A 15830-nucleotide genomic window follows, 5' to 3' on the forward strand; every position below is an offset into this window, starting at 1 on the left:
TCAGCGATGCAGAGGGCGCAGTACGATGGTGGTGCCGGTGAGGTCGATGTCGCGGATATGGATGCTGCCGAAACTCGCCCCCGATGTGCCGCGGATGCGGATGTTCTCGAAATTGATTTCACCGATCGAGCTCGGCAGGCTCAGCATGATCGCACCATCCTTGGTGATCGTCGCGCCGGCATTGGCCGGGTCGTAGACGACATCCTTGATCGTGGTGTCGGCCTGCAGAAAGCCGAGCAGGGGATTGAGCATCACCGCCATGTCGCCCAGCACCCGGATGCCGTTGTCGCGCGTCCCGCGTTTGGTCGCATGCTCGATCAGCTGGTCCGTCAGTCCTTGCGCCGAGACGCGGTCGAGGTCGTCTTCCGTCATCGGGCGCAAGCCGGCGTGCGTGTCGTGCACCGAGGCGCTTGCCGTCACCCGGACCGGCGGCACCGGGTCCATCGCATAGGCCCGCAGCGGCCCCATCAGGACCGCCGCAATGGCGGCCGCCAGGCGCAGGTTGCGCTGCTTGCGCAGCACGTCCTGCACATGCCGGTGCGTTACCAGGTTCCACTCGGCGACGATATCGCCGAGGCGCTGGCCGGTCTTGCGCTGATGCTCGATCGCCCTCGCCAGTTGTTCTTCGGAGATCAGGCCATGCTTGAGCAGCAGTTGGCCCAGCAGCGACTTCTCGCGGTGTTGTTGCAACCATGCCATCGCATCGGCCCTTTCTTCAGAGTTCATCACTGATTACCCGCCAGGGACGCGCGGAACCGCAGGTAATCCTGCGCGCTTTGCTGCGGCTTTTCCAGCATCGGCATGTGGCCCGTTGCAGGCATGAGGATCACTTCGGAACGCGGCAGCAAGGTGTGCAGGACTTCGGCGGTGCCGGGATGAATCACGCGGTCCTCGGCGCCCCACACGACCAGCGAGGGAATGCGGAGTCCCTTGATCTGCTGCTCGACGGAAGTGCCTGCAATCTGCTGGAAGATGCGCTCTTCCAGGTCGGCGTTGCGGATGCGCTCCTGCGCCAGCACGTTGAGGAAGGGACGCGGTACGAAGGGCGGATCGCTCATCGCGAAGCTGAACAGGTCGGCGAATTGGTCTTCATTGCGCACGATCAGCCGGTTGCGTCCGCCGCCCAGAATGGTTTCAGCGAGCTCGCTTTTCGGGCCGCTCCAGACGCCGGCCGCGTCGATCAGCCAGAGGCTGGCGACTTCGTCCGGATGCAGCGCGGCATAGGCCAGCGCAATCTGTCCGCCCATCGAATTGCCGCCGAGATGCAGCCTTGGCACGCCCAGCGCCCGTGCCAGTTCGCGCAGGTTCGCCACTTGCGCGGCCGGCGTGTAATCGGCCTGCGGCGGATGCGAGGATTCGCCGAAGCCGATATGGTCGGGAATGATGACGCGGTAATGCGGCGTCAGCGCGCGCGCGACGCGCACGAAGTTGTCCTTGTTGCCGCCGAAGCCGTGCAGCAGCATCAACGGTTCGCCTTGGCCACCTTCCAGATAGACATAATGCAGGCCGTGCGGCAGATCGATTTCCTTGCGCTCCAGTCCGGCGCGCTCGCGCTCGGCATTGAGCGCAAGCTGCGCAGTCCGCTGGAACACGCCGGCGCAGCCGGCCAGGTTGAACAGCAGGACGAGTAGGAGAAGATGCCATCGCAAACGGAAGATCATGATGAAAATGGTAAGCGGCCGCAAGGCGGGCGGCGGACTCTTTCAGCTGACGTGCGAAGCCAAATCCTTGGCCGGCCAAGCCAAAGGCGTAGACGAAACGGCATGTTTCGCAAGATCGTTCCTGCGGGAAAAGGATAGTCGGGCCGCGCGAGCGTGCCCGACCGGCCTTCCGATAGCGCCAAGCTTACCCCGCCGCGACGCGGTAGGCGGGATATTCCGTGCATTGCACCGGCTGATCATCCTTGACCGCGCGTCGCGCGTTGGCGAGATGCAAGCGGCGCGGCTGGTAGACCGCGACCGCCTCATGCATCGCGGAAATGACGGCAATCGCCTGCGACACCTGCGTGTCGCTGAGCGAAAGCACCTCGGTCTTCACTTCACGCGGAATGTTCTTCGCCGGATAGCGCGGAATGTTTCCGACCAGGCGGTCGAAATCGGCCGCCACTTCCGATGGCAAATCCTTCGGCTTGAGCTTGACCAGTTTGTTGTATGCGGTGACCAGGCGATCGCGCTGCTCGCTGCTACCTGCGAGCGCCTTTACCGCGCATTGAAGTTGTTGCCAGGCATAGGACATGGTTGTCTCCTCCTTCCCAGGAATGGTCCGGTCCGTCGGCGGCGCGAAGTCCTGCCCGACCGAATCCTTTTTTGTGCATCTCGTTCCACAAAAAATCCGCACCGCTTACCGCCTCCCTCGGTCCTCCCGCGAGCAAGCACGTTGATTTTTTGTTATCGCATCATAGGATGACAAACCCGTCCCGCAATCGTCCGAAGGGATGAGTTCATGCTGCACTGAACAACGAAAAGGGCGGTTTCCGCCGGAGCGGAAACCGGATCCGGATGGCGCGTATGGTCTTGGGTGTGCTTACTTGAGCGCGTCGACCGACTTGACTTGCTGGCGCAAGGCGAACTTCTGGATCTTGCCGGTGGAAGTCTTCGGCACCTCGGCGAAGATCACGGTGCGCGGCACCTTGAATCCCGCCAGATGCTGCTTGCAGTGCGCGATGATGTCGTCGGCCGACACTTGCGCGCCAGGCTTGAGTTCGATGAAGGCGCAGGGCGTTTCGCCCCACTTCGGATCCGGTTTGGCCACCACGGCGGCGGCAACGATCGCCGGATGGCGGTACAGCACATCCTCGACTTCGATGCTGGAAATGTTTTCGCCGCCGGAAATGATGATGTCCTTGCTGCGGTCCTTGATCTTCACGTAGCCGTCGGGATTGAGCACCGCCAGGTCGCCGGTATGGAACCAGCCGCCGGCGAAGGCTTCCTCGGTGGCTTTTTCATTCTTCAGGTAACCCTTCATGGTGATATTGCCGCGGAACATGATCTCCCCCATGGTTTCGCCATCGGCCGGCACCGGCTGCATGGTTTCCGGATTCATCACCGTCACCGCCTGCTGCAGGTGATAGCGCACGCCCTGCCGCGCATTCAGCCGCGCGCGTTCGCCGATGTCGAGCGCATCCCAGGCTTCATGCTTGACGCACACAGCCGCCGGGCCATACACCTCGGTCAGGCCGTACACATGGGTGATGTCGAAGCCGAGCTTTTCCATGCCTTCGATCATGGCGGCAGGCGGCGCGGCGCCGGCAACCATCGCGTTGACCCGGTGCTGGATGCCGGCCTTCATTTCGTCCGGCGCATTGATCAGCAGGCTGTGCACGATGGGTGCGCCGCAGTAATGCGAGACCTTGTGTTCCTTGATGGCGCTGAAGATCGCTTGCGCGTCGACCTTGCGCAGGCAGACATTGATGCCGGCACGCGCGGCAATGGTCCAGGGGAAGCACCAGCCGTTGCAGTGGAACATGGGCAGCGTCCAGAGGTAGACCGCGTGCTTGGGCAGATCCCATTCGAGGATGTTGGAGATGCTGTTGAGGAAGGCGCCGCGATGATGATAGACCACGCCCTTCGGATTGCCGGTAGTGCCCGAGGTGTAGTTCAGGCAGATCGCCTGCCATTCATCGGCCGGCAGTTGCCACGCATAAGCCGGATCGCCGGCGGCGATGAAGTCTTCATACTCGATGCTGCCGATGCGTTCGCCCGCGCCGGTGTATTCGGGATCGTCGGCATCGATGACCAGCGGCTTGCGGCTCGACAAGGCGAGCGCGGCTTTCATCACGGAGGCGAATTCGCGGTCGACGATCACGGCCTTCGCTTCGCCATGGTCGAGCATGAAGGCGATCGATTCCGCGTCGAGACGGGTATTGAGCGTATTGAGCACGGCGCCGGTCATCGGCACGCCGAAATGCGCTTCCACCATCGCAGGAATATTGGGCAGCATGGCGGCAACGGTATCGCCCAGGCCGATGCCGCGCGCCGCGAGCGCCGATGCCAGCTGCCGGCAACGGCGATAGGTCTGGCTCCAGGTGCGGCGGATGCCGCCATGAATGACGGCAAGCCGTTCCGGGTAAATGTCGGCTGCGCGCTCGATGAAGCTCAGCGGCGATACCGGGGTGTAGTTGGCGGGATTGCGGTCGAGGCCGACCTCGTACATATTCGGCATAGTGTTCTCCGTGCGTGAAGCGTTAAACGAGCACGTACTCTAGCCGAAACAGCGCCTCGCGCAGTCATGTCGCCGACAATCCCTTGCATCCTGCTTGCGGACGATCAAAATTCTCCGAAAAAATGCGGGATCGTCCGGCACGGCCGTTGCGCAGTGATTCAGCGGTCCAGCATGGTGACCGCCGTCGGGCCGCGGGTATACATCAGGCCCAGCTTGTACTGCGCGCCGGCGTGCCCGGCTTCGGCGGCCTTCTTGTACCATTTCGCGGCTTGCACCGGATCCTGCTTCACGCCTTCGCCGCCGTGGTACATCAGGCCGAGGTTGAACTGCGCGTTGGTGTCGCCTTGCTCGGCCGCCATCTGGTACCAGTGGGCCGCCTGCGCCAGGTCCTGTTTCACGCCGACGCCGCGCCGATACATGTTGGCAAGATTGACCTGCGCGCTCGGATAGCCTTGCTCGGCCGCCTTGCGATACCACTGGATGGCTTGCGCATAATCCTTGGGCACGCCATGCCCCTGCGCAATCAGCAGGTTGGCCATGTGATTTTCCGCGTAGGCATCGCCCTGGTAGCCGGCCTTGCGATGCCAGTAGATCGCCTTCTCGACATCCTGTTCGACGCCCAGGCCGCTGATGTACATGTTGCCCAGCGTGTGCTGCGCCAGCGTGTGTCCCTGCTCGGCGGCCTTGCGGAACCACTCGACCGCGCGCTCGTCATCCTTCAGCACGCCTTCGCCGTTGCCGTACATCAGGCCGAGGTGATACTGCGCGCCGGCATCGCCCTGCTCGGCGGCCCTGAGATACCAGTGCAGCGCTTCATCGAAATCCTGCTTCACGCCTTCGCCGCTGGCGTACAGCAGGCCGAGGTTGACCTGCGCGCCGGCGTCGCCCTGCTCGGCGGCCTTGCGGTACCACTGCACCGCCTGCGCGTAATCCTGCTTCACGCCGCGGCCATCCTTGTACATGTTGCCCATGTTGTTCTGCGCGTAGGCATTGCCCTGCTCGGCCGCCTTGCGGTACCAGTAGAGCGCCTGCCGGTAGTTCTGCGGCACGCCCTGGCCGTAGGTATACATGTTGCCGAGATTGATCTGCGCCAGCGCATGGCCTTGCTCGGCGGCCCGCGCATACCACTGCAGCGCCTGGCTGTAGTCCTGCGGCACGCCTTGGCCCTTGTTGTAGAGCAGGTTGGCGAGGTTGAACTGCAGCACCGCGTAATCCGGCTCGGCCGTGCGGCGATACTGCGGCAATTCCTGCTCGTCGTCCTGCGCCGTGCCTTCGCCGTTGTCGTAACGAATGCCCTGGTTGACCGGCGCGCTGGTATAGCCCTGGTCCGCCGCCTTGCGGTACCAGTACACCGCCAGCTTCTGGTTGTGCGACACGCCTTGCCCCAGCGTGTACAGGTTGCCGAGGTTGATCTGCGCGATCGGATATCCTTGCTCGGCCGACTTGCGATACCACTTCACCGCCTGCACGTAATCCTGGCTCACGCCTTCGCCGCGCTCGTACATCCAGGCGAGGTGATACTGCGCGCGCGGATCGCCCTGTTCGGCGAGCAACTTCCACTCGGTCGCAGCGGTATTGAAATCGCTCCTGTTGTAGGCGGCGAGGCCCTCGGAAAATCCGGCGTGGGCCGAGACGGAGAACACGGCACTGACGAAAAAGGGAATGAGGTATTGGCGCATGATTGAAAGGGTTGTCGTTGAGTCGTTGCCTGATATTAAAACGACAATGTGGCAAGCACCGTCCCGATGCCCTGACCACCGAGGCCAAATGCTTGGCTTGATAAGCCAGCAAATGAACCTTCGACCGGCCGCAATCCCGCATGGCGCCTTGCGTTTGACAAATATCAAAGAAACGCTGCGCGCATTCCGGTGGCGATTGCATGAAGAGCTGAATTGAGCAAGGCAAAACACATATGGTCCACGGAAGGCACGGAAAACACGGAAAAATATTGCTGAAGTTCTTTCCGTGTGTTCCGTGCTTTCCGTGGACTGCGTAGTTGCTTCATGCAAATCGCCCTGCGATTCCATCCTTTTTGATGGTGACGATCGGGCCTGCTGTTTCTAGTATGGGATCGACGCTGCATGCGCATTACATCAACAAGAGGAGACAACATGTTCGACTATGTCATCGTCGGTGGAGGCTCGGCCGGCTGCGTGCTGGCGTCGCGCCTGAGCGAAGACCCGGATGTCAGCGTATGCCTGCTGGAAGCCGGTCCGCGCGATACGCATCCCATGATTCACATGCCGCTCGGCATACTCTGGATGATGCGCAGCAAGGTGCTGAACTGGCATTACCGCACGCGCAACGAACCGGCGCTGGCCGGCCGCGCACTGTACTGGCCGTCGGGACGCACGCTGGGCGGCAGCAGTTCCAGCAACGCGATGATCTACATGCGCGGGCATCCGAGCGACTATGATGCGTGGGCGGCGCTGGGCAATCCCGGCTGGTCATTCAAGGAGGTCCTGCCTTACTTCAAGCGCGCGCAGCATCAGGAGCGCGGCGCTTCCGAACTGCACGGCGTCGGCGGCCCGCTGAATGTGGCGGACGTCCGCACGCCGAACGTGTTGTCGCGCACCTTCATCCAGGCCGGCATCCAGGCCGGCATTCCCTACAACGAGGATTTCAACGGCAAGGAACAGGAAGGCATCGGCCTGTACCAGCTGACGCAAATCAGGGGCCGCCGCTGCAGCGCCGCGCGCGCCTATCTGCGCCCCGCCCGCAGCCGTCCCAACCTGAGCGTGATCACCGAGGCGCACGCCTGTCGCGTGCTGTTTCGCGGCGCCACCGCCATCGGCGTCGAATACCGCCGGCACGAGCAACTCAAGCAGGTGCACGCCAGGCGCGAAGTGATCCTGAGCGCCGGCGCGATCCAGAGTCCGAAGCTGCTCATGCTGTCGGGCATCGGCGATGCCGCGGACCTGGCATCGGCCGGCATCACGGTGCGCAAGCATCTGCCGGGCGTCGGCAAGAATCTGCAGGACCATCTCGACGTGATCGTCGTGCACACCTGCACCAAGGCGGTGTCCTGGGGCATCACCTTGCGCAACAGTCTGCGCGGCGCGTGGGACGCGCTGCGTTACCTGGTCGCGGGCCGCGGCATGTACACCACCAACGGTGCCGAGGGCTGCGCCTTTGCCAGAAGCTCGCCACAGGAAGCGATCCCCGACCTGCAGTTCCATTTCACGCCGGCGCGCCTGTCGCAGCATGGTCGCGATTTTCGCTTTCTGCTGGGCGAAGGCTATTCGCTGCACGTCTGCAATCTGCGTCCGAAGAGTCGCGGCGAGATTCGCCTTGCCGGCAGCGACCCGCTGGCCAAGCCGGATATCGTCGCCAACTACCTGTCCGACCCGGAGGACATGGAACACATGGTGAAAGGCGTGAAGCTCGCGCGCAAGATTCTTACCGCGCCCGCCTTCGACCGCTTTCGCGGCGTCGAGCTGATTCCGGATGCGCCCCTGGCAAGCGATGACGACATACGCGACTTCATCCGGCGCCGCGCGGAAACCATCTACCACCCGGTCGGCACCTGCAAGATGGGCAACGATCCGATGTCGGTAGTGGATGCCGAACTGCGCGTGCACGGCATGCAAGGCCTGCGCGTGGTCGATGCGTCGATCATGCCGCTTTTGATCGGGGGCAATACCAACGCGCCTACAATGATGATCGCGGAAAAGGCGAGCGACATGATCAGGCAGGCGCGCAAGACAGTCGTCCGCGAAAGCCTTGCGCAGCTGCAAACACAGGAAACGGAAGCCGTGATTTCCCGCATGCGCACATCCCATTGAGAGGAAGGGTGGTGATATGCTCTTCGCGTCACCACCAACATTGCGCGCGTGTTACCCATGAGCGAGCCGGCTCCCACCACGCACCTGAACCCGACCAAGTTCCATCCGCCTCCGCCGAGCGGGACAGGGGTGCCGCGCGCACGCCTGCTGGCACAGCTGGAGCAGGCGGTGAATGTGCATCTGGTCCTGCTGCTGGCGCCGGCCGGCTATGGCAAGACCACGCTGATGGGGCAATGGATGGAGCGCATTCTGCGCAGCGGCGGGCAGGCGAGCTGGCTGACGCTGGATGCCGCCGACAACGACCCGGCCCGCCTGCTGTGCTACCTGCAGGGCACCCTGCGTGAATGGATGACGCTCGCGCTCGGCGCGGACGAGCCGGCGCATGCCGCGTCTGCCGACTGGATGTCGCTGCTGGACCGCATCGGCCCGGACGCGCCGCAGCTCACGCTGTTTATCGATGAGTTCGAACACCTGAACGCCGGGCCGACGCAGCGCATGGTGCGCCTGCTGGCCGAGCGCCTGCCGCGCCGCGTGCGGCTGGTGATTTCCAGCCGCGACAAGCCGCCCGGGCTGGAGCGTTTCCGCCTGCGCGGCGAATTGCTCGAACTGACCGCCGCAACGCTCAGCTTCGACGCCGCCGAAACCCAGCACTTCTTCAGCAGCCGCATCGCCGAGCCGCTGGGCAACTGGGTGATCGACAAGATGCAGTCGGTCACCAACGGCTGGCCGGCCGCATTGCAGCTGACGGCCCTGGCGGCGCGCACGCGCGACGACGTCGAGCGCTACGCCAGCGACTTGTCCGGCAGCCTGGCGAACATCGCCGATTACCTCGCCGAGGATGTGTTGCATGCGCAAGCCGAGGACATCCGGAATTTCCTGCTGGAGACCTGCTGCTTTCCGCGCCTGAGCGCGGCGGTGTGCGATGCCGCGACCGGGCGCACCGACAGCCAGCGCATGCTGCGCTACCTGGAGCGGCACGGCCTGTTCACTGCGCCACTCGACACCGGCGGCACCTGGTATCGCTACCACCCCTTGTTTGCGGCCTTCCTGCAGAACCAGCAGGCGCATGCGCTGGCGGCCGAGCAGATCGTGGCGATCCATCGCGGCGCGGCGCGCTGGTTTTCGCGCCATGGCATGGCGATCGAAGCGGTCGACCTGTGGCTGCTGGCCGGCGACAGCGCCGCCGCGATTCGCGAAATGAGTGCCTGTGCCTACGAACTCGTGATGCAGGCGCAGTTCAGCACCATCCTGCGCTGGATCGAACGGCTGGATGATGCGGCGCTGGCGGCGGCCGGTCCGCAACTGGCGCTCGCGGTCGCCTGGGCCTATGGCTTCGCCGGCGAGCCGGAGGCGGCAACGCAATGGCTGGAATCGCTGCGGCAGGCGGTGCAGGCAGATGGTGCGGACTCGCCCTTGCAGCAGGAAGTGGTCGCCCTGGAAGCGGCGCTCCTGGCTTTGCGCGGCGAGGTGCAATCGGCACTGGCGCTGGGCCTGCGGCATTGGGACAAGGCCGGAGCACGACGCGGCTTTGCGGCCGGCGCGCTGGCCAATGTCGTTTCCTATTGCTTGATGCTGCAGGGCGAGTTTGCCCGCGCGCGCCAATTTTCCGACGAGGCGCGCCTGTGCAACGAAGAGATCGGCAGCGCGCTCGGGCTTGGTTACGCCTTGTCGATGTCCGGCCTGATCGAAGCCAGCCAGGGCAAGCTGGATCAGGCTCTGCAGCAGTTCCGCGAAGTCGACCGCGTGGCGGCCATCAAGCTGCGCCATCCCTGGTTCGAACCGACCCACATGAGCGTGGCCTCGGTCGGACTGATCGCCAGCGTGCTGTACGAGAAGGACCGGCTGGACGAAGCGGACGAACTGTTGCAGCGCTATTTTCCGCTGGTCGCGCGCCAGCCGTCGATCGACATGCTGCTGCTCAGCCACGTGGTGCGCACGCGCATCAAGATGGCGCAGGGCGATGTCGATGCGGCGCTCGAAACGCTGCAACTGGCCGAGCGCAATTGCAGCGCGAGCTGGCGGCTCGGCCCGGCGCGCCGCATCATCGAGTGGGAGCGCATCCGCATCGACCTGCTCACCGGGCGCAGCGAACGCGCCTTGTCGCGCGCCGCCATTGCCGAGCGCGCCGAAGCGGAGCAGCCCGCGCAGCAGGGCGCCAGCTATGTGGAAGAATTGTTCGGGCGCGGCATCGAAGCCATGCGTTGTGCGATCGCGGCCGGCCGGCATGAGGATGCGCTGGTGCGGCTGGCGCCGGAAATCGCACGCGCCTCGGCCAGCGGCCGGCGCTGGCGCCAGCTCAAGCTGACGCTGCTGCAGACACTGGCGCTCGATGCGCAGGGTGCGCGCAGGCAAGCGCAGGCGACGCTGGTGCATGCCTTGCAGCTCGGTACGCAGATCGGCGCACGGCGCAGTTTCATCGACGAGGGAAAACGAATCGACGCGCTGCTGCGCGAACTCCCGGCGCAAGAGCTGGCAAGCCTGCCCGACGCCGAGAACCTCCTGCGCTACTGGCGCGACCTGCGCGGCGACGTCGGTGCGGCGGGCAGCACGCATGCCTTGCTGCAGGCGAACCTGAGCGATCGCGAGCTGGCCATCCTGCGTCTGCTCGCGGTCGGCATGGGCAATGAGCAAGTGGCGAAAAGCGTCTTCCTGTCGGTCAACACCGTCAAATGGCATATCCGCCGCATTCTGGAAAAACTCGACGCGCGCAATCGCAGCGAAGCCGTGTTCATCGCGCGCCGCCACGGCATGATCGACGTCTGATCACGTGCCGGCAAGCTGCCTGCCGCGTGCGAGGAAGCGCTGATACTCTTCCTCGGGCACAAACAATCCGCCGGTGGTCCACAACAGATGCACCGCCTGCGCCATCCGGTGCTCCAGGTTGTTTTGCTGCAGGTAATGCCGGCCGGCCTCGGTGTTCAGCAACATCCGCGGTCCGCCGATGCCGGCGGCGGCCGACGGTTCGATGCGCATGCCTTCGCTGTCGTGCAGCAGGGCAAGCTGGCGGTACAGGCTGTCATCGTCGACCGTGAAAATGCCGGACAGGAGCGGCGTCATCATCTGCACCGCCAGTTCCGATGCCTTCGCCACTGCCAGTCCATCCGCATCGGTGCGATTGTCGAGGCCGAGATCATAGACGGTGATGCCTGGGCGTTCGGGATGACTCATTTGCGCCAGCACACAGGGCGAGGCCGTCGGTTCGGCAAAGAAGCAATGCACATCGTCGCCGAACACATGCTTGAGTCCGAAGCTGATACCGGAAGGCGCGCCGCCCACGCCGCAGGGCAGGTACACGAACAAGGGCGTGTCGCGCCCGACGGCGATGCCGGCCTGATGCAACTGTTGGCGCAAGCGCAGCGCCGCCACGCTATAGCCAAGAAACAGCGACAGCGAGCGCTCGTCGTCCACGAAATAACTGAAGGCATCACCTTGCGCCGCACGGCGTCCTGCCTCGACCGCTTCACCGTAGTCGCCCGCATGTTCGATCACTTCGACACCGCGCTGCCGCAGGCGTTCCTTCTTCCACTGCTTGGCATCGGCCGACATGTGCACCTGCGCCCGAAAGCCGAGCGCCGAGGCGATCACACCGATGCTCAGGCCGAGATTGCCGGTGGAGCCGACCGACACGGTGTAACGCGCGAAGACCTGGTGCGCGGGCGGCGCCGCCAGTACGGCGTAATCGCCCGCCATGTCGACCAGGCCGTGTTCGAGCGCGATGCGTTCGGCGAACTCCAGCACTTCGTGGATGCCGCCGCGCGCCTTGATCGATCCGGCTATCGGCAGCGTATGATCGCCCTTGACGAACCACTTGCCGGTGGCCGTGTTCATCATGGCGCGCTGCAGATGCGGAACCGGAGTCAGACTGGATTCGACCAGGCCGGCGCTTGCCGCGGTTTCCGGAAAAAGTTTGAGCAGCAGCGGCGCAAAGCGATGCCAGCGCGCCTCGGCGGCCTCGATTGCGCCGAGCCCGATCGGCATGGCGCGCAGCGCGTCGGCCGCCCGCTGCCGCGCGGGATTCAGCCAGAGGCAGGGCTTCTTTGCGCTGAGCGCGCGATCGACTTCATCAACAGGCGTGGTCGGCATCGTTCATCCTTGTAAAGAAGTGTCAGGATAATTGATCCAGGTCCAGCCTGCCCGCGCCCTTTCTTCCTCTCCTTTAAACCCCCGGCGGTTTTGCTGGTCTTAATTCGGTGGGACGCCAACAGGCTTGCCGGAGGCAACCGGCTTGCTGCCGGGACAGAGAGTTCCCATCAACGCGCATCGGAATGCGGCATGAGACAAATTGAAGAACGAAAACAAGAGGTGTCGGACCTGTTTCGCGCGCGCGAATTGCTTACTGCCATTGCGCTGATTGTTTCTCTTGTCATCACTTATAACCTCTGGACAACAGCAAGCCATGTTGCCGAGCAAACATTGCATACCAATTTCGATTTTCGGGTGCGCGAGTCGAATGAGCGGATTCGGCAACGGGTCAGCATCTATGAACAAGTGCTGCGGGCAACAGTCGGCCTGTTCAATGCCACGCACCCGGTCACGCGCCGGAGCTTTCGTGTCTTCGTCGATACGCTGCAGCTCGCGGACAACTTTCCGGGGATACAGGGAATCGGCTTTGCCGAAGCCATACCGCCGGGCAAACTGGAGCGGCACATCGCGTCGGTGCGCTCGGAGGGCTTTCCGAATTACACCGTCTGGCCGCAGGGAAACCGGGAAATCTATACCTCGATTGTGTTTCTTGAACCTTTCAGCGGCAGGAATCTGCGCGCCTTCGGTTACGACATGTTTTCCGACCCGATCCGCCACGCGGCAATGATGCAGGCGCGCGACAGCGGCGCAGCGGCCGTGTCGGGCAAGGTTGTCCTGGTGCAGGAAGCGGGAGGCAATGTGCAGTTCGGTTTTCTGATGTACTTGCCGGTTTTTCGGCCCGGCGCGCGGACGGACACAATCGAACAGCGGCGCACGAATCTGCTCGGCTGGGTGTATGCCCCGTTTCGCATGGACGACTTGATGCGCAGCCTGAACGGCGAACAGCCCGATGACCTCGATATCGAAATCTACGACAATACCAATCTGGTGGAACAGGCCAGGATGCACGACTCCGTCAAGTCGAGCAATGCTCTTTCCCCGGAGCACAAGTTCAGGAGCATCAACCGCCTCGAAGCGGGCAATCGTACCTGGACGGTCGTCACCAGCGCCTTGCCGATTTTCGAGGGGAAAATGGAATCGGACCGGCCGATGATCATTTTGCAGGCAGGCATCAGCATCAGCCTGCTGATCACCTTGCTGATCTGGCTTTTCCTGGACGATCGCGCCCGCGCGCTGCAGGCGGCCGAGCAGGCAATGCAACTGGCGCTGTACGATACGCTGACCGGTCTGCCCAACCGCAAGCTGCTGGACGAGCGCATCGAGCAGGCGCTGGTCAAGGCAAAGCGTAACAAGAGCCATGTCGCGCTGCTCTTCATCGACCTCGACCGCTTCAAGCCGGTCAACGACCACTATGGCCATGCCTACGGCGACTTGCTGCTTAAAGAAGTCGCGCTGCGCTTGCGAAGTTGCGTGCGCGAATCGGACACCGCCTCGCGCCTGGGCGGCGACGAGTTCGTCGCCTTGCTGGCGGACACCGAAGGCACCCATGCCGTGCAAACCGTCGCCGACAAGATTCTGGAGCGGCTGACCGAACCCTACGAAATCGCCGGTCACACCTTCGACATCTCCGCCAGCATCGGCGCAGCGCTCTACCCCAACAACGGCCTTGACGCCAAATCCCTGATGAAAAGCGCCGACCTCGCGATGTACGATGCCAAGAACAGCGGCCGCAGCAATGTGAAAATGGCGCGTTCCGTTCTCAAAAGTATGCCGGATTGAGCTTGCCCGGGATTGCGGACAAGCGGCATCGGCCTTCATTCAAACAAATAGCGTACCGCTGCATCCGACATCTCGGCATTGCTGTGTCCAACCCGAGGAACACTGAGCAACTTCCAGCGGAACGGAACCCGGCGCGCCGCGGCCTCGCGCTGCGCGAGCCGGAAGAAGGCCTGCCCACGTTCGTAGCGGTTTTTCCCTTGCTCCATGGCCTCCGGCGAGCGCGGCAATCCTTCGCTCTCGGGGTCGATGTCCTCTTCGCCGAGCATCACCACCAGGCGGCGCGCAAACACCGCCTCCCGCTGCTGTTCGCTCACCAGCGCCGGATCCAGGCGCATCGGGAACGCCGATGCGGGCGATGAAGCATAAACCGGCATGGTGTAGGCGCCGGCATTGGCAGCAAATGCGATATCGACGCGCGAGGTCGGCATGAACAGCATGAAGCGATGCACGAACTGGGCGCCGGCCGAGTGGCCGAACAGATAATACTTGCCGACCGCCAGCCCGTCGCGCCGCCGCAGATCGTCGAACAAATGCTCGATGGTCCGGAACAGCCAGTGCTCCCGGCGCGGGTCGGTCAGGTTGCCGAACTGGTATTCGTCGATCGAAAAATACTTGTCCGCGAACTCCGGCACCACCACCAGAAGCTTGTGCTTCTCCGCATGGCCTATCCATTGGTCGCGATACTGGTCGCCCCTGCGGTCGGCGCCGGGCATCACGATCATGACCTTCACCCTGCTGTCGAGCGAAGCCGGCTTGTAGTACCAGACTGAAACCGGCCTGCCGGGACTGACGGCATCATCGGCGAACAGAAAGTGACCGCTGCCGGCCGGCAGCGCGGCGGCATGCGTAAGCGGCGAAGCCAGAAAAAAGTAGATCGCCGAGCGGGCAAGAAATGATTTCAGCAAGCGCAACATCGGTCCTCGCTGTCCAGAATGATCGAAGCTCTATTTAATCTCCGGCGGCGACTTGCGGCTTGGTGTCGATCAAGCATTGCGCAAAAGTCATGTCGCACGTCACTCTGATTTAAATGTGTCTATTTGTGACATCTGTCACATTTCGTATCGTGCAAGCGACCTATATTGGAGCCGTAACATGAATTCTCCAAACGAGCTTTTGGCCCGCTGACCGCAAGTCGGCGGGCCTTTTCTTTTTGGGCACTCGGAACATCAGAACGACGAGCCGGGCTGCTGCAGAAAGGCGAGTTCCTCCAGCGTGGAGGCGCGGCCGAGGATGCGGTTGCGATGCGGGAATCGGCCGAAGCGGGCAATAACCTCGCGATGCCGCAGCGCGAAGTCCAGGAAACCGGAAAACGCAGCGGCATCTCCCGCCGCCAATTCCTGAAACAATGCCACGCATCGCTCCTGGTCCTGCATGGATTCGGAATGCTCCAGCGGCAGATAGAAGAACACACGCTCGATCGGGCGCAGCGCCTGGTGCAAGCCTTCCTGCAAGCCCTGCCTGCACCGGGCCTGCGCCAGCGTATCGAAGGCAAAGGCCTGCGGTGTATCGCGATACATATTGCGCGGGAACTGATCGGTGAGAACGATGAGCGCCAGGCATCCGGCCGCGCTCGACGACCACGCGTCCAGTTGCCTGCCAGCCGCCGCCCGCACGCTCGCCTCGAAGCGTTGACGGATCTGCTCGTCGGTGCGCGGATCCTTGCGCCACCACAGCGCCGCGCGTTGCTGCGCGACGGCTGCGTCATCCGCGCTGTCGCCGAACCAGAACTGGTGAATCGATGCCGGGGTTTCGATCATGGGAACGACGTCCGGCCTTCTTTCCTCAGCCATTCGTCATCGCTCCTGACCGCCTCGTCCACCTGGCCGGCGAGCTTGATGGCGACCTCGACCGATTTCCGGATGTAGGCCTCTTCATTGTTTTCGCTGATCTGCCGGCTCTGCAGATACCCGGCAAAGATGGTGGCCGCCATGCCGGCCACGACCGACTCGCTGTGTTGCAGGTGGAGATAAACCTCGTTGCTCATGATGCGGCCTCCCGTTGGCAGGAAATGGATAACGACGC

General features: G+C 63.3%; 12 protein-coding genes. 3 read left to right on the forward strand and 9 right to left on the reverse strand.

Annotated elements, in window-relative coordinates; genetic code table 11:
- The 5 genes from VJ651_RS06110 to VJ651_RS06130 all read right to left on the reverse strand — a co-directional run bounded on the left by VJ651_RS06110 (position 1) and on the right by VJ651_RS06130 (position 5840).
- Positions 1-726 carry a hypothetical protein gene (locus VJ651_RS06110; RefSeq protein ID WP_324106582.1) on the reverse strand — a complete coding sequence of 242 codons (726 nt, stop codon included), beginning with the start codon at positions 724-726 and terminating at the stop codon, positions 1-3.
- A complete protein-coding gene (locus VJ651_RS06115; protein WP_324106583.1) occupies positions 726-1649 on the reverse strand; it encodes an alpha/beta hydrolase in 924 nt (307 codons plus the stop codon). The genes VJ651_RS06110 and VJ651_RS06115 overlap by 1 nt, the downstream gene beginning before the upstream one ends.
- A 196-nt stretch (positions 1650-1845) precedes the next feature.
- Positions 1846-2235 carry a hypothetical protein gene (locus VJ651_RS06120; protein WP_324106584.1) on the reverse strand — a complete coding sequence of 130 codons (390 nt, stop codon included), beginning with the start codon at positions 2233-2235 and terminating at the stop codon, positions 1846-1848.
- A gap of 288 nt (positions 2236-2523) precedes the next feature.
- Positions 2524-4161 carry an acyl-CoA synthetase gene (locus VJ651_RS06125; protein ID WP_324106585.1) on the reverse strand — a complete coding sequence of 546 codons (1638 nt, stop codon included), beginning with the start codon at positions 4159-4161 and terminating at the stop codon, positions 2524-2526.
- Between the two features lie 158 nt (positions 4162-4319).
- Positions 4320-5840, reverse strand: coding sequence for a tetratricopeptide repeat protein (locus tag VJ651_RS06130; RefSeq protein ID WP_324106586.1), 1521 nt, complete (start codon positions 5838-5840; stop codon positions 4320-4322).
- Positions 5841-6272: 432 nt separating this feature from the next.
- Between VJ651_RS06130 and VJ651_RS06135 the strand changes: the two genes are divergently transcribed.
- Together VJ651_RS06135 and VJ651_RS06140 are read left to right on the forward strand one after the other, a co-directional pair.
- Entirely contained in the window at positions 6273-7946 is a 1674-nt protein-coding gene (locus VJ651_RS06135; RefSeq protein WP_324106587.1) for a choline dehydrogenase, read from the forward strand.
- A gap of 57 nt (positions 7947-8003) precedes the next feature.
- On the forward strand, positions 8004-10709 hold the full coding sequence (locus VJ651_RS06140; protein WP_324106588.1) for a LuxR C-terminal-related transcriptional regulator: 2706 nt from the start codon (positions 8004-8006) through the stop codon (positions 10707-10709).
- On the opposite strand, the gene VJ651_RS06145 is transcribed toward VJ651_RS06140, so the two are convergent.
- The gene (locus VJ651_RS06145; protein WP_324106589.1) at positions 10710-12029 is read right to left on the reverse strand and encodes a D-serine ammonia-lyase; all 1320 of its coding nucleotides are present in this window, start codon (positions 12027-12029) and stop codon (positions 10710-10712) included.
- Positions 12030-12218: 189 nt separating this feature from the next.
- Between VJ651_RS06145 and VJ651_RS06150 the strand changes: the two genes are divergently transcribed.
- Entirely contained in the window at positions 12219-13808 is a 1590-nt protein-coding gene (locus VJ651_RS06150) for a CHASE domain-containing protein (protein ID WP_324106590.1), read from the forward strand.
- A 35-nt stretch (positions 13809-13843) separates the two neighbouring features.
- Here VJ651_RS06150 and VJ651_RS06155 read toward each other — a convergent pair whose 3' ends face one another.
- From VJ651_RS06155 to VJ651_RS06165, 3 genes are all read right to left on the reverse strand, one after another.
- Complete coding sequence (locus VJ651_RS06155) at positions 13844-14713, reverse strand: hypothetical protein (RefSeq protein ID WP_324106591.1); 870 nt, start codon at positions 14711-14713, stop codon at positions 13844-13846.
- 261 nt (positions 14714-14974) lie between these two features.
- Positions 14975-15598, reverse strand: a complete 624-nt coding sequence (locus tag VJ651_RS06160; RefSeq protein WP_324106592.1) for a DUF924 family protein — start codon at positions 15596-15598, stop codon at positions 14975-14977.
- A complete protein-coding gene (locus VJ651_RS06165; RefSeq protein WP_324106593.1) occupies positions 15562-15792 on the reverse strand; it encodes a hypothetical protein in 231 nt (76 codons plus the stop codon). The genes VJ651_RS06160 and VJ651_RS06165 overlap by 37 nt, the downstream gene beginning before the upstream one ends.
- Positions 15793-15830: the final 38 nt, after the last annotated feature.

The organism is Noviherbaspirillum sp., assembly GCF_035254865.1.
Taxonomy (GTDB): domain Bacteria; phylum Pseudomonadota; class Gammaproteobacteria; order Burkholderiales; family Burkholderiaceae_D; genus Noviherbaspirillum.